This is a genomic window from Dermatophilaceae bacterium Soc4.6, assembly GCA_039889245.1.
Lineage (GTDB): Bacteria > Actinomycetota > Actinomycetes > Actinomycetales > Dermatophilaceae > Lapillicoccus.
In genome coordinates, this window is the sequence record JAZGVH010000002.1 from 2,342,094 (window position 1) to 2,362,735 (window position 20,642).

The 20,642-nt window shown below is 72.6% G+C and carries 22 protein-coding genes and 2 pseudogenes; 12 read left to right on the forward strand and 12 right to left on the reverse strand.

What is annotated here, in order from left to right:
• Window positions 1–12: 12 nt before the first annotated feature.
• Together V3N99_10815 and V3N99_10820 are read right to left on the reverse strand one after the other, a co-directional pair.
• A complete protein-coding gene (locus V3N99_10815) occupies window positions 13–798 on the reverse strand; it encodes a GNAT family N-acetyltransferase (protein ID MEO3937238.1) in 786 nt (261 codons plus the stop codon).
• Between the two features lie 61 nt (window positions 799–859).
• Window positions 860–1,321 carry an MOSC domain-containing protein gene (locus V3N99_10820; protein ID MEO3937239.1) on the reverse strand — a complete coding sequence of 154 codons (462 nt, stop codon included), beginning with the start codon at window positions 1,319–1,321 and terminating at the stop codon, window positions 860–862.
• A gap of 125 nt (window positions 1,322–1,446) precedes the next feature.
• Here V3N99_10820 and V3N99_10825 point away from each other — a divergent pair, with 125 nt between their 5' ends.
• The gene (locus V3N99_10825) at window positions 1,447–1,740 is read left to right on the forward strand and encodes a GNAT family N-acetyltransferase (protein MEO3937240.1); all 294 of its coding nucleotides are present in this window, start codon (window positions 1,447–1,449) and stop codon (window positions 1,738–1,740) included.
• Window positions 1,741–1,772: 32 nt separating this feature from the next.
• Here the strand turns inward: V3N99_10825 and V3N99_10830 are convergent, their stop codons facing one another.
• The 6 genes and pseudogenes from V3N99_10830 to V3N99_10855 form a co-directional block, all read right to left on the reverse strand.
• Window positions 1,773–2,924: an acyl-CoA dehydrogenase family protein gene (locus V3N99_10830; GenBank protein MEO3937241.1), complete on the reverse strand. Its 1,152-nt coding sequence runs from the start codon at window positions 2,922–2,924 to the stop codon at window positions 1,773–1,775.
• Window positions 2,925–2,968: 44 nt separating this feature from the next.
• Window positions 2,969–3,388, reverse strand: coding sequence for a type II toxin-antitoxin system VapC family toxin (locus tag V3N99_10835; GenBank protein ID MEO3937242.1), 420 nt, complete (start codon window positions 3,386–3,388; stop codon window positions 2,969–2,971).
• 1 nt (window position 3,389) lies between these two features.
• Complete coding sequence (locus V3N99_10840) at window positions 3,390–3,614, reverse strand: AbrB/MazE/SpoVT family DNA-binding domain-containing protein (protein ID MEO3937243.1); 225 nt, start codon at window positions 3,612–3,614, stop codon at window positions 3,390–3,392.
• Between the two features lie 28 nt (window positions 3,615–3,642).
• Window positions 3,643–3,948 carry a hypothetical protein gene (locus tag V3N99_10845; GenBank protein ID MEO3937244.1) on the reverse strand — a complete coding sequence of 102 codons (306 nt, stop codon included), beginning with the start codon at window positions 3,946–3,948 and terminating at the stop codon, window positions 3,643–3,645.
• A 221-nt stretch (window positions 3,949–4,169) separates the two neighbouring features.
• Window positions 4,170–4,493: pseudogene (locus tag V3N99_10850) on the reverse strand (alpha/beta hydrolase).
• Window positions 4,494–4,516: 23 nt separating this feature from the next.
• The gene (locus V3N99_10855; GenBank protein ID MEO3937245.1) at window positions 4,517–6,100 is read right to left on the reverse strand and encodes a PucR family transcriptional regulator ligand-binding domain-containing protein; all 1,584 of its coding nucleotides are present in this window, start codon (window positions 6,098–6,100) and stop codon (window positions 4,517–4,519) included.
• Window positions 6,101–6,219: 119 nt separating this feature from the next.
• Here V3N99_10855 and V3N99_10860 point away from each other — a divergent pair, with 119 nt between their 5' ends.
• Genes V3N99_10860 through V3N99_10870 form a run of 3 tightly spaced genes read left to right on the forward strand, consistent with a single transcriptional unit; the run spans window position 6,220 to window position 10,084 of the window.
• Window positions 6,220–7,686: a cytosine permease gene (locus V3N99_10860; protein ID MEO3937246.1), complete on the forward strand. Its 1,467-nt coding sequence runs from the start codon at window positions 6,220–6,222 to the stop codon at window positions 7,684–7,686.
• Window positions 7,683–8,645, forward strand: a complete 963-nt coding sequence (speB, locus tag V3N99_10865; GenBank protein ID MEO3937247.1) for an agmatinase — start codon at window positions 7,683–7,685, stop codon at window positions 8,643–8,645. The genes V3N99_10860 and speB overlap by 4 nt, the downstream gene beginning before the upstream one ends.
• The gene (locus V3N99_10870; GenBank protein MEO3937248.1) at window positions 8,642–10,084 is read left to right on the forward strand and encodes an amidase; all 1,443 of its coding nucleotides are present in this window, start codon (window positions 8,642–8,644) and stop codon (window positions 10,082–10,084) included. The genes speB and V3N99_10870 overlap by 4 nt, the downstream gene beginning before the upstream one ends.
• Before the next feature lie 26 nt (window positions 10,085–10,110).
• On the opposite strand, the pseudogene V3N99_10875 reads toward V3N99_10870, so the two are convergent.
• The 3 genes and pseudogenes from V3N99_10875 to V3N99_10885 all read right to left on the reverse strand — a co-directional run bounded on the left by V3N99_10875 (window position 10,111) and on the right by V3N99_10885 (window position 12,563).
• A pseudogene (locus tag V3N99_10875) lies at window positions 10,111–11,052 on the reverse strand (LD-carboxypeptidase).
• A 118-nt stretch (window positions 11,053–11,170) separates the two neighbouring features.
• The gene (locus tag V3N99_10880) at window positions 11,171–11,809 is read right to left on the reverse strand and encodes a LysE family translocator (GenBank protein MEO3937249.1); all 639 of its coding nucleotides are present in this window, start codon (window positions 11,807–11,809) and stop codon (window positions 11,171–11,173) included.
• Window positions 11,810–11,933: 124 nt separating this feature from the next.
• Window positions 11,934–12,563, reverse strand: a complete 630-nt coding sequence (locus V3N99_10885; GenBank protein ID MEO3937250.1) for a hypothetical protein — start codon at window positions 12,561–12,563, stop codon at window positions 11,934–11,936.
• A 58-nt stretch (window positions 12,564–12,621) separates the two neighbouring features.
• On the opposite strand from V3N99_10885, the gene V3N99_10890 reads away from it, so the two are divergent.
• The 3 genes from V3N99_10890 to V3N99_10900 are packed head-to-tail and all read left to right on the forward strand — an operon-like array spanning window position 12,622 to window position 14,604.
• Complete coding sequence (locus tag V3N99_10890) at window positions 12,622–13,413, forward strand: DinB family protein (protein MEO3937251.1); 792 nt, start codon at window positions 12,622–12,624, stop codon at window positions 13,411–13,413.
• Between the two features lie 35 nt (window positions 13,414–13,448).
• Window positions 13,449–13,811 (forward strand): VOC family protein, encoded by a 363-nt coding sequence (locus V3N99_10895; protein ID MEO3937252.1) that lies wholly within the window; start codon window positions 13,449–13,451, stop codon window positions 13,809–13,811.
• Window positions 13,812–13,830: 19 nt separating this feature from the next.
• Entirely contained in the window at window positions 13,831–14,604 is a 774-nt protein-coding gene (locus V3N99_10900) for an IclR family transcriptional regulator (GenBank protein ID MEO3937253.1), read from the forward strand.
• A gap of 106 nt (window positions 14,605–14,710) precedes the next feature.
• On the opposite strand, the gene V3N99_10905 is transcribed toward V3N99_10900, so the two are convergent.
• Complete coding sequence (locus tag V3N99_10905; GenBank protein MEO3937254.1) at window positions 14,711–15,454, reverse strand: substrate-binding domain-containing protein; 744 nt, start codon at window positions 15,452–15,454, stop codon at window positions 14,711–14,713.
• 137 nt (window positions 15,455–15,591) lie between these two features.
• Here V3N99_10905 and V3N99_10910 point away from each other — a divergent pair, with 137 nt between their 5' ends.
• The 5 genes from V3N99_10910 to V3N99_10930 are packed head-to-tail and all read left to right on the forward strand — an operon-like array spanning window position 15,592 to window position 20,611.
• On the forward strand, window positions 15,592–16,617 hold the full coding sequence (locus V3N99_10910; protein MEO3937255.1) for an amidohydrolase family protein: 1,026 nt from the start codon (window positions 15,592–15,594) through the stop codon (window positions 16,615–16,617).
• Window positions 16,618–16,628: 11 nt separating this feature from the next.
• Window positions 16,629–17,318 carry a 4-carboxy-4-hydroxy-2-oxoadipate aldolase/oxaloacetate decarboxylase gene (gene ligK / locus V3N99_10915; GenBank protein ID MEO3937256.1) on the forward strand — a complete coding sequence of 230 codons (690 nt, stop codon included), beginning with the start codon at window positions 16,629–16,631 and terminating at the stop codon, window positions 17,316–17,318.
• Window position 17,319: 1 nt separating this feature from the next.
• A complete protein-coding gene (locus V3N99_10920) occupies window positions 17,320–18,279 on the forward strand; it encodes an amidohydrolase family protein (protein ID MEO3937257.1) in 960 nt (319 codons plus the stop codon).
• Window positions 18,276–19,622 (forward strand): protocatechuate 4,5-dioxygenase subunit alpha, encoded by a 1,347-nt coding sequence (ligA, locus tag V3N99_10925; GenBank protein MEO3937258.1) that lies wholly within the window; start codon window positions 18,276–18,278, stop codon window positions 19,620–19,622. The genes V3N99_10920 and ligA overlap by 4 nt, the downstream gene beginning before the upstream one ends.
• On the forward strand, window positions 19,619–20,611 hold the full coding sequence (locus tag V3N99_10930) for a Gfo/Idh/MocA family oxidoreductase (protein MEO3937259.1): 993 nt from the start codon (window positions 19,619–19,621) through the stop codon (window positions 20,609–20,611). Before ligA ends, V3N99_10930 begins: the two co-directional genes overlap by 4 nt.
• Window positions 20,612–20,642 lie beyond the last annotated feature (31 nt).

The window sequence follows — 20,642 nt, forward strand, 5'->3', positions numbered from 1 at the left end:
CCGTCGCGGGCGTCAGCGGTGCAGAGCAGCGGAGAGCTGGGTCTCGCTCTCCGCGAAGCCGACCGAGCGGTAGACCCCGATCGCGAGGTAGTCGGGGTCGGCGACCATCACGAGGGTGGACGCACCCAGGTCGCTGAGCCCCCACCGGCTCGCGTGGTGCACCAGCGTGCCGGCGAGTCCTCGTTCGCGCGCCTCGGGATGGGTGCCGACGTTCTGGAAGCGCGCCAGCCCGTCGCCCGCCCGCACGAGACCCAGCGACGACAGCAACCGCTCCCCCTCGAAGGCACCGAAGAACTGCCCGTGCCCGTCGCTCACGAGCTGCCGTTGCGTCGCCGCCCGCCGCTGCTCGAAGAGCCGGTGGCCGTCGTCGACGACCCCGTCCCAGGTGGAGATCGACAGGTCGACCTGCTGGCGCCAGTCGTCGTCGCCGGACAGCGGCCGGTACGTCGCCTCGTGGTTGGGCCGCGGAGGCGGATGCACCCGGGCCGCGGTCATCACGCTCGACCGGTCGACCGCGAGGCCCAGGTCGACCAGGGGCGCCAGGTCGGCCCCCTCGGCCGCCACTGCGTGGACGCCGAGGCTGACGTGCTCGGCCCCGAAGACCTCGCGGTGCCGCGCCACCCAGCCGGGCGCCTCGACAGGCCCGGGGGCATGGTCGAGCAGCAGGAAGTTGCCCCACCAGAAGGTCGGGTTGTGGGACGTGCGCACCTCGAGGTGGTCGCCCCGGTCGGTCACGGTGCTGCCGCCGAGACGCAGCAGGGCCAAGTCGGTGCGCCAGCCGAGCGAGGTGACCTCCACGAGGTCAGTCTGGCAGGCCGGGCGTCAGACGCGACCGACACCGGTGGCGCGCTCGAGGCCGTCACACGGTCGGGGGCTCGGTCCCCGGCGACAGGTCGACCTCGTCACCGACGGAGATCGAGCCCGAGGTCAGGAGCCGGAAGACCGTGCCCCCGCGCTCGTGCAGGGCTCTGGCTGCGCCGGGCCCGATGCCGTCGTCGAGCAGCCGGCAGGGGGCCGCCTTGCGCACGACCTCGAGCTCGACCTGCCCGATCCGCACCCGCTCACCCGGCCGGGTCGGCAGGCGGCCCGACGAGATGGTGAGGTTGCGCCGGGTCAGACCCGGGTCGACCGGCCGCCCGAGGTCGGCGGCGGCGGCCTCGAGATCAGGAGCCGACTGGATCGTCACGTGGCGGTGCCGGCTGCCGTGGTAGCGGTCACCCACGAGCCCGGTGCCGGCCTCCGCCTCGACCGTGGGCACACTGCGGGTGGGCAGCCGGGTGCCCGGCGCGAGGTGGATGGCGGTGACGACGGGGCGCTCCATACGGGCAGAACGCCGGGGCCCCCGCCCGTATGCCGTCGGGCCGGCTCTCGCCGATGCCGGGGGCGAGCCCGGGCACTGCCGACTCTTGTGGGGGCCCGACTGAGCCGATGCGAGAGGCTGAGGGGATGACCCAGACCCCCGACGTCACCGTCCACGACGCCCTCGAGGCGCACCGCTACCAGGCCACGACCGAGGGCGAGGTCGCCGGCTACGCGGCCTACCGGCTCGCGGACGGCGTCGTCACCTTCACGCACACCGTCGTCGACCCCGCCCACGAGGGACGGGGGGTCGGCGGGGCGTTGGCCCGGGCGGCCCTCGACGACGCGCGATCGCGGGGGCTGGCGGTCGAGCCGCTGTGCCCCTTCATCCGGTCCTGGATCGACCGGCACCCCGACTACGCGGACCTCGTCGTCGGCTGACCCGCGCCGACCGACGGTCTGCGCGTCCGGGCTCAGAACGCGCTGATGCCCGTCTCAGCCCGCCCGATGATCAGCTTCTGGATCTGCGAGGTGCCTTCGTAGAGGGTCATGACGCGGGCGTCGCGCATGAGCTTCTGGACGGGGTACTCGTCGACGTAGCCGTAGCCGCCGAAGACCTGGATCGCGTTGTTGGCGGCCCGGACCGCGGCCTCGGAGGCGAAGTACTTCGCTTTGCTGGCCTCGGTCGTGAAGGGCTGGTGGCGCTCGATGAGGTCGGCCGCGCGCCAGGTCAGCAGCCGGGCCGCGTCGGCGTCGACGGAGATCTGGGCGATGAGGTCCTGCACGAGCTGGTAGGACGCGATGACCTTGCCGAACTGCTTGCGCTGCACCGAGTAGTCGACCGACGCCTCGAGACAGGCCTGCACGATGCCGACGCAGCCCGCCGCGACGGACACGCGGCCCTTGTCGAGCGAGGCCATGGCGTACCGGAATCCCTTGCCCTCCTCGCCGACGAGGGCTGACGCGGGGACGCGCACGTCGGCGAACGAGAGCTCGGCCGTGGCCTGACCGCGCAGGCCGAGCTTGCCGTGGATCTCGGTGCGCTCGAAGCCGGGGGTGTCGGTGGGCACGAGGAAGCACGAGACCCCGCGGGCCCCCTCGTCGGAGGTGCGGGCGAAGACGAGGGCGACGTCGGCCCAGGTGCCGTTGGTGATGAAGATCTTGCTGCCGTTGATGACGTAGTCGCTGCCGTCGCGGGTGGCCCGTGTGCGCAGGTGGCCGGCGTCGGAGCCGTTGTCGGGCTCGGTGAGGCCGAAGCAGCCGAGCTTGGTGCCGGAGGTGATGCCCGGCAGCCACTCCTGCTTCTGCTCCTCGGTGCCGTGGTCGAGGATGATCTTGCCGACGAGGCCGAGCGACACCGACACGATGCCGCGCACGGCGGAGTCGGCGCGGCCGAGCTCCTCCATGCCGATGCAGTAGGTGATGTAGTCGCCACCGAGGCCGCCGTACTCCTCCGGCATGGTCAGGCCGAAGAAGCCCATCTCGCCCATCATCGGGATGATGGCGGTGTCGACCGACTCCCTCCTGTCCCACTCCATGCGGTAGGGCACGACCTCCCTCTCGAGGAAGTCGCGCGCGGCCTGCTGCCACGCGCGCTGGTCGTCGCTGAGGGCGAGGTCTACCACGGGTTCTCCTTCGTCGGGGGTGGGGATGTCAGGCGGCGGACCCGTCAGTCGCCGCCAGGGGCGGGCGGACTCACGAGGACCAACGCGGGATAGGACGTGCGGTAGCGGGCGACGTCTCGGGTCAGGAGCGTGTGTCCGGCGACCGCTGCATGGGCGCCGATGAAGAAGTCCGGCAGGGTGGACGTGCGGATTCCACCACGTCGTCGATAGGCCGCAAACGCCTTGGCGGCGAGGAAGGCCGCTTCCCACGGGATCGCGTCGCGCCGGAAGTCCGACGCCGGCAGGGACCGCTCGAGGTCCTCGATCCGCTCGAAGCGCGTCGACACCTCTGCGTAGACGACGGGGTTGATGACCAGCGACCCGGCGTCGGCGGCCCGCGCGAGGGCTGTGGACGACCAGCCACCCCAGACGCGGTCCTGGGTGAGGACGTCGAGGAGGACGTTGCTGTCGACCAAGGTCGCCACCTCAGTCGCCTCGGGTGAGCGCCATGATCTCGTCGGTGGTCATGGAGACGTCACCCCGCCCTCGCAGTCGCTCGACGAGGGTCTGGCCCCGGGTGGGAGCGCTCACGGAGCGTCGCACGATGAGCGCGTCGCCCTGTCTCTCGAACTCGACCGTCGTGCCGGGACCGATCCCGAGCTGGTCGCGTAGGTGCTTCGGGATCGTCACCTGCCCCTTCTCCGTCACCATCACAGTAGGAATCCTACCATTCCTACTCTTACTCGTGCTGGACGGAGATCCAGGTCAGAGCATCCACGGCGCGGGTGAGGACGCTGATGTGGCCGGCTCCGGGCTCGAGCCACAGGGTCGCGCCGGGCAGGTGCTCAGCGACCCACTGGGAGTGGGCGGCCGGCACCACGCGGTCGGCCGAGCCGTGCACGAGCAGGGCAGGAGCCGCGATGTCCTCGACGTCGAACCCCCAGGCCGACACGGTCGCCAGGTCGTCGTCGATCGACGGGCCAGGGCCGTTGGCGCCACCCGTGCGCACGACCTCGACCAGCCATCCCCACTCCCCGGCAAACATCTCCTCATCCTGGGAAAGGAAACCGAAGTCGTCCTCGGCGCCCGACTCCTCGTAGGCCTCCCGAGCCGCGCGACCGCGCTCCGCGGCCCGCAGGGAGGCTGCGCCGTAGGGTGCGAAACCGGAGTACCAGTCGCGGCCTCCGCGACGACCGGCGCGAGGGGGGCGGGCCCGGAGACCGCGACGACCGCGGTGACGCGGTCGGGCCGCAGAGCCGCGCAGGCCAGGGCGTGCGGTCCGCCACCGGAGTGGCCCATGACGGCGAACCGGGTCGAGCCCACGTGGTCGGCGACGGCGGCCGCGAGGCCAGCGACGTCGGCCACGCTGCGACCGGGGAAGGCCGAGGAGCCGCCGTACCCCGGGCGGTCGAAGCCGACGAGCCTCAGGCCGAGCCGCGCGGCCGCGGCGAGCAGCGGACGGGGCGGCTCACCGGTGTTGCCGGTGCCGTGGTGCCACACCACGGGGAAGCCGTCACCGCCGGTGTCGTGGACCCGCAGCGTCCCACCGCCCGGCAGGGCCAGGTCTGCGGAGGTCGGGCCGGTGGTCATGCCTTCACCGTACGACGCCTCCGTCACGGGTGGCGGTCGACGGGAGCCACCGCGCGCAGTGCCAGCCAGACCTCGGCGAGGTCGGGCGTGGAGCGCAGGTCCCGACCCGACAGCTGCTCGAAGCGACGCACCCGGTAGGCCAGCGTGTTGGGGTGCACGTGCAGGCTGTCCGCAGCCTGCGCCGTGTGCCGGTCGCGCTCGAGCCAGACCCGCACGCTCGGCACGAGCAGGTCACCGTGGTCGGCGTCGTAGGCGAGCACCGGCCCCAGCACCGTGTCGACCAGAGCCGAGAGGGAGGCCCGGTCGGGCACGAGCCACCGGTCGACGGCATCACGACCCGAGACGACGAGACCCCCGCCGGCGTCGACCGCCCGCGAGACGGCCCACACCGCCTCTCGGCGGGCCACGGTCAGGCGCGTGCCGGGTCGGAAGGGCCGGCTGCGGCCGACGGCGACGTCGGGGTGCCCGTCCAGCAGTCGCTGCAGATCGAGACCGGCAGGCACCAGGGCGAAGAGGTCGTCCTGCTGGCGCAGCATCAGCACGGGACGGCTGCCGTCGGGGTCGGTGGGGTCGGTGGGGTCGGTGGGGTCGGTGGGGTCGGTGGGGTCGGTGGGGTCGATGGAGCCGGGGGAGCCGGGGGCGTCGGGTGGCTCCGTCAGCTCGCGGAGGACGTCGTGGTCGCGACCGGCCGACTCGGCGAGGCGCACCACGGCGAGCGCGACATCGCGATCTGGGTCGAACCCGTTGCGCACCAGTCGCTTCACCGCGGTGGCGGGCTCGAGCACGTCCTGCAGCAGCTCGGCCAGGGTCTCGGCCCCCTCGCGCCGCACCGTCTCGAACTCGTGCCGCCGGATCGACAGCTGGAGCGCGGCGACGGTCGCAAGGTGCTGCACCACCGCGAGACCCGACGGCTCGCTCCCCGCGCGCTCGAGGGCCAGCAGGAAGCCGGCCGGGCCCCCGGGTGCCGGGACGGGCAGCACGTGGCCGCCGGGCACGACCGGTGGGGCCGAGAAGGTGTGCGGCACGAGGTGCAGCAGCTCGTCCGGGGGGCTGGGCACCCCGGGCAGGAGCGGGCGACCGCTCGCCGTGCACAGGTAGAGCCGGTAGCCGCTCAGCCGCTCGAGCCGCGCAAACAGCTCGTGGACGGAGAGGTCGTCGGCGGCCAGCGTGCGCAGGGCGCCGAACACGTGCAGCTGGGCGGTGAGGCGCCGGTGCATCTCGCTCTGCACCGCCCCCGCGACCTCCTGCGCGATCGCGACGAAGGGCACGGGCAACGGCACCCGCAGCAGCGGTATGGAGCGCTCCCGCGCCACCGCGAGCATCGCGGCGGTGAGGGGGGGCACGTGCAGGCCCTCCGAGACGGCGAGGGCACTGACCCCGGCGTCGTCGAGCCGCCGCAGGTAGTCCGCCTGGCGGGCGGCAGAGCGTGGCACCGCGATCCCGGTCGTCATGAGCAGCTCCCCGCCGAGGAGCCAGGGGCTGGGGTCCTCGAGCTCACTCACGTGGGCCCACCCGACCCGCCGCCCCAGACCCCCCTCTCCGGCGATGACGGACAGCTGGAGCGCGGGGCTGCGCACGAGCTCGTCGACCGTGAGGGGGTGCGCCATCGCTCCATCGTGCCTTGTGGTCCAGCACAAGTGAAGGGGCTGTCTCTCAGGCGCGAGCCAATGGTCACCGGGTCGGTGCGGCACCAGAGTGGACCGCACCCGACCGGAAGCAGGCCCCCATGTCAGACCCGATGCTCACGGACACCGCCGTCCGCAGCGCCATCGAGACCCGCTCCATCGACTACGTGCCCGAGACCGAGCGCCACGGCAAGGTCTGGATGCAGGGGCCGTTCTGGTTCCTGGGCAACTTCCAGCCCTTCACGGTGGCCATCGGCTTCGTGGGGCCGCTGCTCGGGCTGAGCCTCGGGTGGACGGCCGTCGCCTCGATCCTGGGAATCCTCTTCGGCACGCTCTTCATGGCCGCCCACGCCGCTCAGGGCCCGCAGCTCGGGCTGCCGCAGATGATCCAGTCGCGGGCGCAGTTCGGCTACCGCGGCGTCATCCTGCCGCTGGTCGCGACCGGCTTCACCTACCTCGCCTTCAACGTCGTCGACACGATCATCATCAAGGAGGGCCTCGCCGGCATCTTCGGGTGGAACGCGACGCTGGTCGCGGTCGTCGTCACCGTGCTGGCCACGGTGCTCGCGATCTACGGCCACGACTGGCTGCACCGCGTCTTCCAGGTGCTCTTCGTGGTCTCGATCCCCTTCTGGGTCGTGCTGACCATCGGGGTGCTCGTCGGGCACGCCGGCGGCGGGGCCGCTCCCACATCGGAGTTCACCTGGTCGGGCTTCCTGGCGATGTTCACCGTCGCGGCGTCGTACAACATCACCTACGCGCCCTACGTCTCCGACTACAGCCGCTACCTGCCGCGGACGACCTCGACCCGCGCGATCATCACCTCGGTCTTCGTGGGCGCCTCGGCCTCACCGATCTGGCTGATCCCCCTCGGCGCGTGGCTGGCGACCCGGCTCGGCGCGACCGACGCGCTCGCCGGCATCCACGACGCGGGCAACGCGGTCGTGCCCACGATCGGCAGCATCCTCGCCGTGCTGTCGGTGCTGGCTCTCGTGGCCACCATGGGGCTCAACGCCTACAGCGGGATGCTGAGTGTCATCACCGCCATCGACATCGTCCGGCCCGTGCAGCCCACCGCCCGGGTGCGGGTGGTGACGATCGTCGTGCTCGCCGTGGTCTGGCTCGTCGCCGGCCTCGCCCTCGCCGATTCCGTCGCCGCCCTCAACAGCGCCCTCATCGCGATGCTCTACCTGCTGGCCCCCTGGACGGCGATCAACCTGCTCGACTTCTTCCTGGTGCGCCACGGTCACTACGCCGTCACCGACCTCTTCACGCCCTCGGGCATCTACGGGCTGTGGGGACGGGCGGGGGTCATCAGCTACGTCGTGGCGATCGTCGTCGAGGTGCCGCTCGCCTACCTGCCCCCCTACTACGAGAGCTGGGGCGCGCAGGCGCTGCAGGGCGTCGACGTCTCATGGATCGTCGGCATGGTCGTCGGCGGCGGCCTGTATGCCGCGCTGCTGCGCCGCGACGTCGGCGGGCGCTCCCACGCCGACGTGGTGTCGGCCGAGCGGGAGGCCGTCGCCCGCAGCGAGCGCGTGCTCGCCGAGACCGGGACGGCTCGATGAGCCCCACCCACTCGCCGCCGCCGCTCGGTCCACCCGACGCGAGCGCCGTGCCGCGCTTCGTCGGCCCCGACACCTTCGCCCGCCTGCCCCGGCTCGACCAGGTGAGCCGGGCTGCGGTGGCGATCGCGGGCATACCGTTCGACGCGGGTGTGTCCTACCGACCGGGAGCACGCTTCGGGCCGCAGGGGATCCGCGCCGGGAGCAAGCTCCTGCGCCCCTACCATCCGGGGCTCGACGTCGAGCCGTTCACCCGGCACCAGGTGGTCGACGCAGGCGACCTGGTGGCCGACCCCTTCGACATCCGTCGGGCCATCGGGCAGGTCGAGGCAGGGGCGGCCGACCTGCTGACCCGCGCCGACACGCTGGTGGTCATCGGCGGCGACCACACCCTGTCGCTGCCGCTGCTGCGGGCCACGGCGGCGAAGCACGGGCCCCTGTCGCTCCTCCACTTCGACGCCCACCTCGACACGTGGGACACCTACTTCGACATGCCGTTCACCCACGGCACGCCCTTCCGCCGGGCGGTCGAGGAGGGCCTGCTCGAGCTCGGCACGTCGGCGCACGTCGGCACCCGCGGCCCGCTCTACTCCACCGGCGACCTGGACCAGGACCGTGACCTCGGCTTCGCCACGGTGACCACCATGGACATCGCGCGGCAGGGGGTCGACGCGGCGCTCGACCGGGTGCTCGACCGGGTGGGCTCGCGGCCGGTCTACGTCTCGATCGACATCGACGTGCTCGACCCCGCCCACGCGCCGGGCACGGGCACGCCCGAGCCAGGAGGGTTGACCACCCGCGAGCTGCAGATGATCCTGCGGGGGTTGACGGGCGCGCGCATCGTCGGTGCCGACGTGGTGGAGGTGGCCCCGGCCTACGACCACGCCGAGCTGACGACGGTGGCCGCGGCCAACGTCGTCTACGAGCTGCTGGGGCTGCTCGCCCTGCAGGTGGGCTCGTGAGCGGCACGTCGACCGACGGTCCCGTGGTCGCCGTCGCGGCCGCGGTGGCGAAGCACCGGGTCTCGGCGGTGGCCGCCGTGACCGAGGCCCTGCGCCGGATCGAGACGGGCGACGGCGGCCCGGTCGACTCGGCCCTCAACGCCGTCTGTGTGGTCTGCCCCGACGAGGCGCTGGCCGCGGCCGAGGCCGTCGACCGAGCCCTGGCGGCCGGCGAACCCGTCGGACCCCTCGCCGGCGTTCCTGTCCTGGTCAAGGATCTCGAAGACGTGGCCGGGCTGCCGACCCGCAAGGGCTCGCTGCTGCTGGCCGACGCTGCTCCGGCGGCGGCGGACGGTCTCGTCCCGTCGCGGCTGCGGGCGGCCGGGGCGGTCGTGGTCGGCAAGACGACGCTGCCGGAGTTCGCCACCGAGGGCTTCACCGCGAGCCTGCTGACGGGTGTCACCCGCAACCCGTGGGACCGGTCGCTGTCGCCCGGCGGGTCGAGCGGCGGGTCGGCGGCTGCGCTGTCGGCGGGCTTCGTGCCGGTCGCGACGGCGACCGACGGGGGCGGTTCCATCCGCATCCCCTCGGCGTTCTGTGGTCTGGTGGGTCTCAAGCCGACCCGCGGTGTCGTGCCCCGACGCTCGGCGCCCGACTGGATCGACCTGTCGACCGACGGGCCGATGGCCACGACGGTCGGCGACCTGCGGCTGCTCCTGTCGGTCATCGGTGGAGGCGGTGCCTCCGGTGACGCCGAGGCGTGGCCCGGGCGCGGAATCCCCTCCTACAACGGGCCGCTGGCTCCCAGACGGATCCTGGTCGCCGAGCGCACGGCTGAGGTGGGGCCGCTGCCCGACGACGTGGCGGCGGCCTTCGCGGCGGCGACCGAGGCCTTCGCGGCCCGGTGGCCCGAGGCGGAGATCGTGCACCTCGACCCCGCCGGGCTGGGGCTCGACCCGGGTGACGACTGGCTCACGCTGTGCACGGCCGAGCACGTGAGCGCACTGGGGCGGTCGTGGGTGGAGGCCGGGCTGGACCGCATGACGCCTGCTGCCCGTGGTTTCCTCCGATACGGCCTGCGGGTCGGGGTCGACGACTACCTCGCGGCGAGGCGGCGTCGCTTCAGGCTGGTCGCGGCGCTCGACGACCTGCTGGAGCGTGACGGTGTGCTGCTGACGCCGACGGTGGCGGCCGCGAGCTTCACGGCCGAGGGCCTGCTTCACCCGGGGGCCGCTTCGGGCCCGCTGCCGTCGTCGGCCTACTCGACCGAGCTGCAGAACCTCACCGGCCACCCGGCCATCAGCCTTCCTGCCGGCCAGTGCGGCGCGCTCCCCTTCGGTCTGCAGGTGACCGGCCCGCGGTACGCCGACGGCTGGCTGCTCGACCTCGCCGCGGCGTGGGAGCAGGCGCACCCGTGGGCGCGGAACGCACCGGGGTTCGACGCGTTCACGGTGGGCTGAGGTCTGGCCTGCTCCCCCCGCCCGCCTCAGCCGCCGTAGTCGGCCCACACCCGCTGCGCGACGCCGTCGACGGTCATCGTGCCCCCGTGCGGCAGGATCCACTGCGGCCTGGTGTGGCCGAAGGGGATGCCGACGCAGACGACGGCCTCGGGGTTGTAGCGGGCGATCACGCCGACGGCCGTGTCACGCTGCTCGGCCCGCAGGCGCCTGCGCTCGGCCCCGTCGGGGCGGCGCGTGTGGTCCGACACCGGCGGTCGCGCGACCAGCACGGCGTCGACGGCCGCGAGCAGCCCACGCTCACCCATCGCGCGCAGGATCCACCCGACCTCGCGCGCCGGCACGAGCTCTTCGCTGGTCTCGACGACCAGCACTCCCCCCGCGAGTGCCGACGCGGGCGCGTCGTACCGCCCGGCCGCCAGCACCCACTGCAGCACCTCGAGGCATCCGCCCCAGGTGGGCCCCGTGACCACGCGAGCCGGCCCGTGCCACGAAAACCCCTCTGTCGGCTCACGTTCGCCGCATGAGGTCAACGCCAGCGGGTCATCCCACAACACGCCGACGTCTTCGGACTCACCGGGGTCGGTGACCTCGAGCCGCTCCCCGGTGAGCAGCGCCGCCCTCAGTGACCGGGCGTGGACGTCGTCGACGCCCGGGCCGGGGCCGAGGTGCACCTGCGACGAGCCGCCGTAGAAGCTGGCGACGCCGAGCGACCACAGCCACTGGTGCAGGTTGGTGTTGTCGCTCGTGCCGAGGAAGGGCTTGGGGTCACGGCGCACGGCCTCGGGGTCGAGGTGCGGGATGACGGTGATCTGGTCCTCACCCCCGATGCTGGCGAGCACGGCGCGGATCGCAGGGTCGGCGAATGCGGAGTTCAGGTCGGTGGCACGGTCACGGGCCGATGCCCCGACCTGGCGCGTCGTGGGGTACTACACCGGCACCAGCCCGGTGACCTCCGCCAAGCGCGTCATGGCCTGCTCGTGGATGGCGGGGAAGGCGCCGGGCGCAGCGAAGGACGGTGAGAGGACCGCGATCCGGTCACCCGCCCGGGCCTTGCGCGGCTGGACGCACGGGGCTCCATCCTGCTGGTCAGCCCCTCTCGGAGACGGCGAGCGTCGTGCCGAGGCCGATCATCATGACCCCGCCCGCGAGACCCAGCCCGTCCAGACGCTGCGGGCGGCGGGCGAACCAGTCGCGGGCCCGGCTGGCTCCGACCGCCCAGACACTGTCGGAGCAGATCGCCAGCATGCCGAAGACCATTCCCAGGACGGCGATCTGCACGCCACGGTGCCCCGCGGTCGGGTTGACGAACTGCGGCAGGAACGCTGCGAAGAAGACCAGCGTCTTGGGGTTGGTCAGGCCCACGACGACCCCGGTGCGCAGTGCGTGGCCGCGCCCGACGTCCGCGGTGCGAGTCCCCGTCATGGCCAGTCGCGCATCGGCGCGGTGGCGGATGGCCTGCACGCCCAGCCAGACGACGTAGACCGCGCCGACCAGCTTGACCACCGTGAAGGCGGCGACGCTGGCGGCCGCGACCGCCCCGAGCCCGAGCCCGACCGTGAGCGCCTGCACCGTTACCCCGATCCCGTTGCCCACCACCGAGAGCAGCGCGTCGCGGCGGCCGACGGTGAGGGCCCGCCCGATGGTGAAGAGCAGGCTCGGGCCGGGCACCTGGATGAAGAGGATCGACGCGATGATGAAGGTGATCCACGAGCTGGCGGTAGGCATGCCTCGAGTATCCCCGGCGACCCACCGACCCCCGCTCCATTTCGCAGGAGGGGGTGAAGGGTCGCGATGGAGAGCGACGTTTCACCACACTGCCTGCACAGGACCTTCGTCGCGATGACGAGGGCTACAGCCTTCCCGCTCGCTCGACCCGACCCTTGATCGTCAGCAGCATCTTGCGCATCATCACCGCGTCGCCGAGCTCGAGCGGGAGCGCGACCGGCCAGGTGGGGAAGCCAGCGACGGAGGCCGAGCGGAAGCGCGTCACGAGACGCGTCGACGGTGACCCGTCGGCACCTCGTACGGCGTGCAGCTGCCACTCCCACGTCGTCTCCCCCGGGCTTCCCCAGACCATGGCCCCCGGCGCGGCCATCGAGTGCACCCGCAGGCCAAGCCTGCCGCTGGGTGTGAGGGGCACGAGGTCGCCGACGGCCAGGCCCTGCCACTGCGGCAGGATGCGGTCGGCGCTGCGGCGACCGAGGTTGTCGACCAGGTCGTAGCTGTACCAGCCCGCACGACCTGTGCCCGCCTGCACCAGCCACGGCCAGACCGCCTCGGGCGGGGCGCCGACCGTGAGGGCGCGCGTGACCGAGAGCGGTGGCCGGTCGATGAGCCCGTCCCCCGGCATCCGGGCACGGGCCTCGTCGGCGGTCGCACCCCAGGTCAGGGCCCACGGGCGCACCCAGCGGACGTAGGCCGCGCTGAGACCGGCGGTAGCCACCGCGAGGGACACCGTACGACGGGCTGGGGCTGGCACCCGCCCAGTCTCGCTGCACCGGGTGCGGGTGTCAGCGGCGGGTGGCAGGCTCCCCGACATGACGGACCTCACGGGAGCCGACCTCGACGGCGCGCGGCTGGAGCGGGTGAGCCTGCGGGGATCCACCTTCGAGCAGGTCGACCTGAGCGGGTCCTTCCTGCGCAACGTCGACCTCACGGGGGTGCGCCTGCGGGGGGCCTGGCTGGAGGACGTCGACATCGACGGCGAGGTCAGGGGTCTGCGGGTCAACGGGGTCGACGTCGGGCCGCTGGTCGAGGCAGAGCTCGACCGTCGCCACCCTGAGCGGAGGCTGCTCGGTCTGCGCGACGCGCAGGAGGTGCGCGACGCCTGGGCGGCGGTCACCGCGGCCTGGGAGCCGCTCATCGCACGGGCTCGGGCGCTGCCGCCGGCCCTGCTCGACGACCAGGTCGACACGGAGTGGTCCTTCCTGCAGACGCTGCGGCACCTCGTCTTCTGCGTGGACGCCTGGCTGCTGCGGGCGGTCGTGCTCGACCCCTCGCCCTACTCGCCGCTCGGGATCACCCACGACGAGATGGGAGACGAGACCCCAGTGCCGCTCGACCACGACGCCCACCCGAGCCTCGACGAGGTGCTGGCCGTGCGGGCGGAGCGGGTGGCGGCGATGACGGCCTATGTGGCGGCTCTCACCGACGAGCGGCTCCAGGAGACCACCGAGCCGGTGCCCGAGCCGGGCTACCCCGCGTCGGAGGCCTACCCGGTGCGTCGGTGCCTGCGGGCGGTCATCCACGAGGACCACCTGCACCGGCTCTTCGCCGAGCGCGACCTGGCCGTCCTCGAGGCGCGAGCGGCCCCGGCGCCACCGGCCTGATCCCCGGGCTGGAGGGGAGGTGCCATGCTGGCCCCGTGGACATGCGTCTGGAGCTCGTACCCCTTCGCTCGACCGACGTCGAACGCAGCAGGGCCTTCTACGTCGACCGGGTCGGCTTCGTGCTCGACCACGACGTGCAGCCCGGTAACGGCATGCGCATCGTGCAGCTGACACCGCCCGGGTCGGCCTGCTCGGTGGTCGTGATGGCCGGGATGGGTGAGCCCGGCGCCCCGGTGCAGGGCCTGCACCTCGTGGTCGACGACATCGAGGCCGCCCGGGGCGAGCTGCTGGGCCGAGAGGTCGAGGTCTCCGCCGTCTCCGACCTGGGCGGGGTGCTCTACGCCTACTTCAGCGACCCCGATGGCAACTCGTGGGCGCTGCAACAGATCTCACGCTGACGCGATCATCGTGACCGGGGTGGACACCACCGACCGCACGTCGGCGGCCGGCAAGGTCATGGCCGTGCTGTCCACCTTCGGTCGCGACCAGTCGGCCCAGAGCCTGACGCAGATCTCCCAGCGCACCGGCTTTGCCCTCAGCACCACCCACCGGGTGGTGGCCGAGCTGGCCACGTGGGGCGCGTTGGAGCGCACAACCGACGGCGCGTGGCACATCGGCCTGCGGCTCTGGGAGCTGGGCGCAGCGTGCCCGCGCGGGCCGATCCTGCGCGACGCCGCGCTGCCCTTCATGCAGGACCTCTACGAGGCGACCCACGAGAACATCCAGCTGGCGGTGCGCGAGGGCACGGAGCTCGTCTTCGTCGAGCGCATCGCCGGGCACCGCTCGGTCGAGCTCCTCACGATGGTCGGCGCCCGCTTCCCCCTCGCCGCGACCGGGATGGGGCGGGTGCTGCTCGCCCACGCCCCGCTCGACATCCAGGAGGCGGTGCTCTCCTCGCCCTTGCAGAGGTGGACGCCGCACAGCGTCACCGACCCGAAGGTGCTGCGGGCCCAGCTGACCCGCATCCGCAAGGAGGCGCACATCGTCAGCAACCGCCAGCTCAGCGAGACCACCGTTGCCGTGGCCGCCCCGGTGCGGATCGGCGCGACCGGACCGGTCCACGCGGCCCTCGGCATCGTCGTCGCCGCCCGCGGCCCGGCCCGGGTGCGGGCCCTACGCGACCCGCTGCTACAGGCTGCCCGCGGGATCTCGGTCGAGCTCGGGCGACGAGCCGGGGAGTCACTCGGCTGAGCCGACACGCGGGGCCCTCGGCGAGCGCCGGCGGGCCAAGCTCCACGCATACGCCTTCACGTGAAGGCTCATGCGTGCCGCACGGCCGAATCCCGCGCACACGCCTTCACGTGAAGGCTGGTGCGTGCCGCATCCCGTGCCCGGCCACGACCGGCGAGAAGGCCGGCGCGGCCAGGGCCTGCAGCAGGCCTCGGGCGACCTGCTCGTCGCCGGCGCGGATCAGGACGGCGCCGGTGAAGGTCGTGGTGATCTCGGCTCCCGGTGGCATCGACCCGAGCACGCGCACCCCCCGGAGGCCGGTCAGCTCGCTGCGCTGCTGGAAGCCGAGGTCGGCCCCACCCTCCACCAGCATCCGCCCGACCGGCACGCCCGCGGGAGCCTGCACGAGGCGGTCGGCCAGCCGGGCCCGCAGGCCCCAGTCGTCGAGCAGTCGCAGCACCGCGTCCCCGCTCGGGCCGGTGGAGTAGCCGATGCGACCGGCCCCTGCGAGCGCGGCCTGCAGCTGTTCGACCGAGTCGACCTCGGGGGCTGGCCCGCTCTGCGGGGCACCCACGACGACCTCCGAGAGGAAGAGCGGCCGCACGGTGTCAGCCACCAGGTGCCCCTGCGCGACCAGCGTCTCGACGGCCCCGCTGGCGAGGACGAGCAGGTCGGCGGCCTCGCCCTCTCGCACCCGGCGGGCCACCTCGACGCCCCCGGCGGCAGCGAAGGCCAGGTCGGCGGGGCCGTCGGCGCTCACCCTGGCGGCGAGCTCGGCCAGCACGGCCCTGGTCGCCATCGACGACAGGCCGCTGGCGGCATACCGGTGCATGGTCGTGCCCTCCTGGTCGTCTGGCGTCCTGCGCGTCACGCTAGGCCATGGCCGCGGCCGCTCACCCCCAGGCTTCCGCCTGACGGAAGCGATGGTGACTCAGCACCCGTCCGGTGCGAGGTTGGGGCTGGACCCGCGCCGACGTCGGCGCGCCTCGGGTCAGAGAGGACCGACGCGTGATCATCGACTGCCACGGCCACTTCACCACCGCTCCCGCCCAGCTCGGCGCCTGGCGCGACCGCCAGGTCGCCGCCGCCGGCCGGCCGCAGCACGCACCCGACCCCGACGGCCTCGTCATCACCGACGACGAGCTGCGCGAGGCGATCGAGACCAACCAGCTGCGGCTCATGGACGAGCGCGGCAGCGACGTGACGATCTTCTCCCCCCGAGCCAGCTTCATGGCGCACCACATCGGTGACCTCGAGGTCTCGTCCACCTGGGCGCGCATCTGCAACGACCTCGTGCACCGGGTCAGCACCCTGTTTCCCGACCGCTTCGCGATGGGGGCGATGCTCCCGCAGTCACCCGGGGTCGACCCCGCGACCTGCCTGCCCGAGCTGCGCCGGGCCGTCGAGGAGCTGGGCGCGGTGACGGTCAACCTCAACCCCGACCCCTCCGGCGGGAGGTGGACCGCGCCGCCGCTGACCGACCGCAGCTGGTACCCCCTCTACGAGGCGATGGTGGACTACGACATCCCCGCGATGATCCACGTCAGCAACTCGTGCAACCCGGCCTTCCACACGACCGGGGCGCACTACCTCAACGCGGACACCACCGCGTTCATGCAGCTGCTCCAGGGCGACCTCTTCGCCGACTTCCCGACGCTGCGCTTCGTGATCCCCCACGGGGGCGGCGCCGTGCCCTACCACTGGGGGCGCTTCCGCGGCCTGGCGATGGCGATGAAGAAGCCCGACCCCGAGACGCTGCTGGGCAACGTGCTCTTCGACACCTGCGTCTACCACCAGCCGGGGATCGACCTGCTGACCGACGTCGTGCCGAGCAGCGCCATCCTCTTCGCCAGCGAGATGATCGGAGCCGTGCGCGACATCGACCCGCGCACGGGCCACTACTTCGACGACACCAAGCGGTATGTCGACGCCACCGCCCACCTCACCGACCACGAGCGCGAGGCCGTCTTCGCCGGCAACGCCCTGCGCGTCTACCCCCGACTGGCCGCCCGCCTCGCCGCGGCCGGTCACTGACAGGAGCACCGATGGACCACACCGAGCTCGGCGTCGTGCACACGGCGATCATTCGCGCCGAACCCGCCGCCGTCGAGGCCCTCTCCGCCTTCGGTGTCGCCACCGTGCACGAGGCGATGGGTCGGATGGGCCTCCTGCGGCCCTACATCCGGCCCGCCTACGCCGGCGCACGCCTCTGCGGGCCGGCCGTCACCGTGCTGCTCCAGCCCGGTGACAACTGGATGATGCACGTCGCCGCCGAGCAGGTGCGCGAGGGCGACGTGCTCGTCGCCGCCTGCACGACCGAGAGCGAGGACGGCTTCTTCGGCGACCTGCTCGCCACCTCGCTGCGGGCCCGCGGCTGCCGCGGGCTGGTCATCGACGGGGGCGTGCGCGACGTCGCCGACCTCGAGCAGATGGACTTCCCCGTCTTCTCCCGCGCGATCAACGCCAAGGGCACGATCAAGGCGACCCTCGGCTCGGTCAACGTGCCGGTCGTCTGCGCCAACGCGCTGGTGCGGCCGGGTGACGTCGTCGTCGCCGACGTCGACGGGGTCGTCGTCGTGCCACGCGAGCGTGCCGCCGACGTCGCCGAGGCGGCCGCGACGCGCGAGGCCAACGAGGAGGGCAAGCGAGCCCGGTTCCGCGCCGGTGAGCTGGGCCTGGACATGTACGGGATGCGCGGCCCGCTGGCCGCGCTCGGCCTGCGCTACGAGGACTGAGATGACCGCTGACCCGACTGAGACGACCACCTTCACCACCACCCCCGGCTGGCTCGACTGGTGTGCCGACCCGAGCACGCCCCGCTTCCGGCTGCCCGACGGCGCCGTCGACGCCCACTGCCACGTCTTCGGACCGGGCGCGCAGTTCCCCTACGCGCCGCAGCGCAAGTACACCCCGTGCGACGCGTCGAAGGACCGGCTCTTCGCCGTGCGCGACCGCCTGGGCGTCACCCGCAACGTCGTGGTCCAGGCGACCTGTCACGGCGCCGACAACACCGCGATGGTCGACGCACTGCGGGCCTCCGACGGTCGGGCGCGGGGGGTGGCGACGGTGACACCGACCGTCTCGGAGCAGGAGCTGACGCAGCTGCACGAGGCCGGCGTGCGCGGGGTGCGCTTCACCTTCGTCAAGCGCCTCGTCGACGCCGCGCCGACCGACGCGATGAGGGAGGTGGTCGAGCGGATCACCCCCTTCGGCTGGCACGTCGTCATCTACTTCGAGGCCCCCGACCTGCCCGACCTGCGCGACTTCTTCCTCTCCATCCCGCTGCCGCTGGTGGTCGACCACATGGGTCGCCCCGACGTGACCAAGGACCCGCACGGCCCCGAGTTCGAGTCGTTCCTCGACCTGATGCGCGTCAAGCCCGACACCTGGTGCAAGGTCACCTGCCCCGAGCGGCTCTCGGTCTCCGGGCCCCCGGCGCTCGACGGGGAGGCCGCCCCCTACGGCGACGTCGTGCCCTTCGCCCGTCGCGTGGTCGAGGAGTTCCCCGACCGCGTGCTCTGGGGCACCGACTGGCCGCACCCCAACCTCACGGACCACATGCCCGACGACGGCCTGCTGGTCGACGTCATCCCCCGCATCGCGCCGACGCCGCAGCTGCAGCAGGCCCTGCTCGTCGACAACCCGATGCGCCTCTACTGGCCGGAGTCCGGCCTCGACGGACGGAGCCCACGATGAGCCTCGACAAGACCTACAAGCTGGTCCCCGGGACCACGATCTTCGACGCCGAGCAGTCGGCCAAGGGGTATCACCTCAACCAGCTCTGCATGTCGTTCATGAAGGCCGACAACCGGGCTCGCTACCTCGCGGACGAGCGCGCCTACCTCGACGAGTGGCCGCTCACCGATGCACAGAAGCAGGCCCTGCTCGGACGCGACCTCAACGCGGCGATCGCCGAGGGGGGGAACATCTACTTCCTCGCCAAGTGGGGGGCGACCCTGGGCCTGTCCTTCCAGCAGATGGCGGGCTCGATGACGGGCATGTCCGAGTCGGACTACCGGGACATGATGATCAACGGCGGCCGGGGCATCGAGGGCAACCGCATCGACCACCAGGTGCTCGAGGCCGCACACGCCGACACGACCCCGCCGGCCGAGCACGCCACCATCACCGCGGCCGTCTTCACCTCCCACGTGCCGGCGATCGGCGCGGCCATGGACCTCGGGAAGACGCAGGAGCCCTACTGGAAGGGCGTGTTCGACGGCTACGAGTTCTCCCGCGAGTGGGAGGCGGACAACGTGCCGGACGTCGTCTTCCTGGTCTACAACGACCACGCGACCGCATTCGACCTCTCCATCATCCCGACCTTCGTGCTCGGTACGGGTGTGTCCTACCCCACCGCCGACGAGGGCTACGGGCCGCGGCCCGTCCCCGGCATCCAGGGAGACCCCGACCTCGCCGCGCACATCGCGCACAGCCTGATCCAAGCCGACTTCGACCTGACCCTGGTCAACGAGATGGCGGTCGACCACGGGCTGACCGTGCCGCTGTCACTGATGTTCGGTGACGTCGAGCAGTGGCCGTGCAGAGTGATTCCCTTTCACGTCAACGTGGTTCAGTACCCTGTGCCCTCCGGCGCTCGGTGCTTCAAGCTCGGCCAGGCCCTGCGCGCGGCCATCGAGTCCTACGAGCGGCCGCTACGGGTGCAGGTGTGGGGCACCGGGGGGATGAGCCACCAGCTGCAGGGGCCTCGCGCCGGACTGATCAACCAGCCGTGGGACAACGCCTTCCTCGACCGGCTCGTCACCGACCCCGCCGGTCTGTCGCAGCTCCCCCACCTCGACTACGTGCAGGAGGCGGGGTCGGAGGGCATCGAGCTCGTGATGTGGTTCATCGCCAGGGGCGCGATGAGCGACATCGACGCGTCGGGCGACGTCGACGTCAAGCACCGCTTCTACCATGTGCCCGCGTCCAACACCGCGGTCGGACACCTGATCCTGGAGAACCACCCGCGCGCCGCGGGCGCGCCCGACAGCGACCCCCCGATGCCCCCCGATGACCCCCGAGAAGGAATGACGTGACCACGGTCCAGCCCATCCGCATCGCCCTCGCCGGCGGGGGCGCCTTCGGCGCCAAGCACGCCGCCGCCCTGAAGCGCATCGACGGCGTCGAGCTGACGACGGTCGTCAGCTCGACCCGGGAGACCGCCCAGGCCTTCGCCGCCGAGCAGGGCGTGGGCCGAGGGGTGGCCAGCCTCGACGAGGTGCTGGCCATGGACGACGTCGACGCCGTCATCCTCGCCACCCCGACGCCGATGCACGCCGACCAGACCAGGGCGGTGCTCGACGCCGGCAAGCACGTGCAGGTCGAGATCCCCCTCGCCGACTCGCTGGCTGACGCCGAGTCGTGCCTCGAGGCGCAGCAGCGCACCGGGCTCGTCGCGATGGTGGGGCACACCCGCCGCTTCAACCCCAGCCACCAGTGGGTCCACCAACGGGTCGCCGCGGGCGAGCTGAACCTGCAGCAGCTGGATGTGCAGACCTACTTCTTCCGGCGCCAGAACCTGAATGCCCTCGGGCAGCCCCGGTCGTGGACCGACCACCTGCTGTGGCACCACGCGGCCCACACGGTCGACCTCTTCGCCTACCAGACCGGCTCGCCCATCGTGGCGGCCAACGCCCTGCAGGGGCCGATCCACCCCGAGCTCGGCATCGCGATGGACCTGTCGATCCAGCTGCGGGTCGAGAGCGGCGCGATCTGCACGCTCTCGCTGTCCTTCAACAACGACGGCCCGCTCGGCACGTTCTTCCGCTACATCGGCGACACGGGCACCTACCTCGCGCGCTACGACGACCTCTTCCGGTCCCACCGCACTCCCAGCGGCAGGGACGAGCCGGTCGACGTCAGCGGGGTCGACGTCTCGATGGACGGCATCGAGCTGCAGGATCGCGAGTTCGTCGCGGCCATCCGCGAGGGTCGCGAGCCCAACGCGTCGATCGCGCAGGTCATGCCGTGCTACCGCACGCTGGACGCGCTGGAGCAGCAGCTGGCCGGGCAGGCGGGCACGTGACGGTGCTGACCACCACGCGCCGGGTCGGCCC

What these genes read in the sequence shown, in the direction of transcription:
- V3N99_10820 (MEO3937239.1), bottom strand. Translation starts at nt 1,321, where the DNA reads ATGGAGCGCCCCGTCGTCACCGCCATCCACCTCGCGCCGGGCACCCGG.
- V3N99_10825 (MEO3937240.1), top strand. Translation starts at nt 1,447, where the DNA reads ATGACCCAGACCCCCGACGTCACCGTCCACGACGCCCTCGAGGCGCAC.
- V3N99_10840 (MEO3937243.1), bottom strand. Translation starts at nt 3,614, where the DNA reads ATGGTGACGGAGAAGGGGCAGGTGACGATCCCGAAGCACCTACGCGAC.
- V3N99_10845 (MEO3937244.1), bottom strand. Translation starts at nt 3,948, where the DNA reads ATGTTTGCCGGGGAGTGGGGATGGCTGGTCGAGGTCGTGCGCACGGGT.
- V3N99_10855 (MEO3937245.1), bottom strand. Translation starts at nt 6,100, where the DNA reads ATGGCGCACCCCCTCACGGTCGACGAGCTCGTGCGCAGCCCCGCGCTC.
- V3N99_10860 (MEO3937246.1), top strand. Translation starts at nt 6,220, where the DNA reads ATGTCAGACCCGATGCTCACGGACACCGCCGTCCGCAGCGCCATCGAG.
- speB (MEO3937247.1), top strand. Translation starts at nt 7,683, where the DNA reads ATGAGCCCCACCCACTCGCCGCCGCCGCTCGGTCCACCCGACGCGAGC.
- V3N99_10880 (MEO3937249.1), bottom strand. Translation starts at nt 11,809, where the DNA reads ATGCCTACCGCCAGCTCGTGGATCACCTTCATCATCGCGTCGATCCTC.
- V3N99_10890 (MEO3937251.1), top strand. Translation starts at nt 12,622, where the DNA reads ATGACGGACCTCACGGGAGCCGACCTCGACGGCGCGCGGCTGGAGCGG.
- ligK (MEO3937256.1), top strand. Translation starts at nt 16,629, where the DNA reads ATGGACCACACCGAGCTCGGCGTCGTGCACACGGCGATCATTCGCGCC.
- V3N99_10920 (MEO3937257.1), top strand. Translation starts at nt 17,320, where the DNA reads ATGACCGCTGACCCGACTGAGACGACCACCTTCACCACCACCCCCGGC.
- ligA (MEO3937258.1), top strand. Translation starts at nt 18,276, where the DNA reads ATGAGCCTCGACAAGACCTACAAGCTGGTCCCCGGGACCACGATCTTC.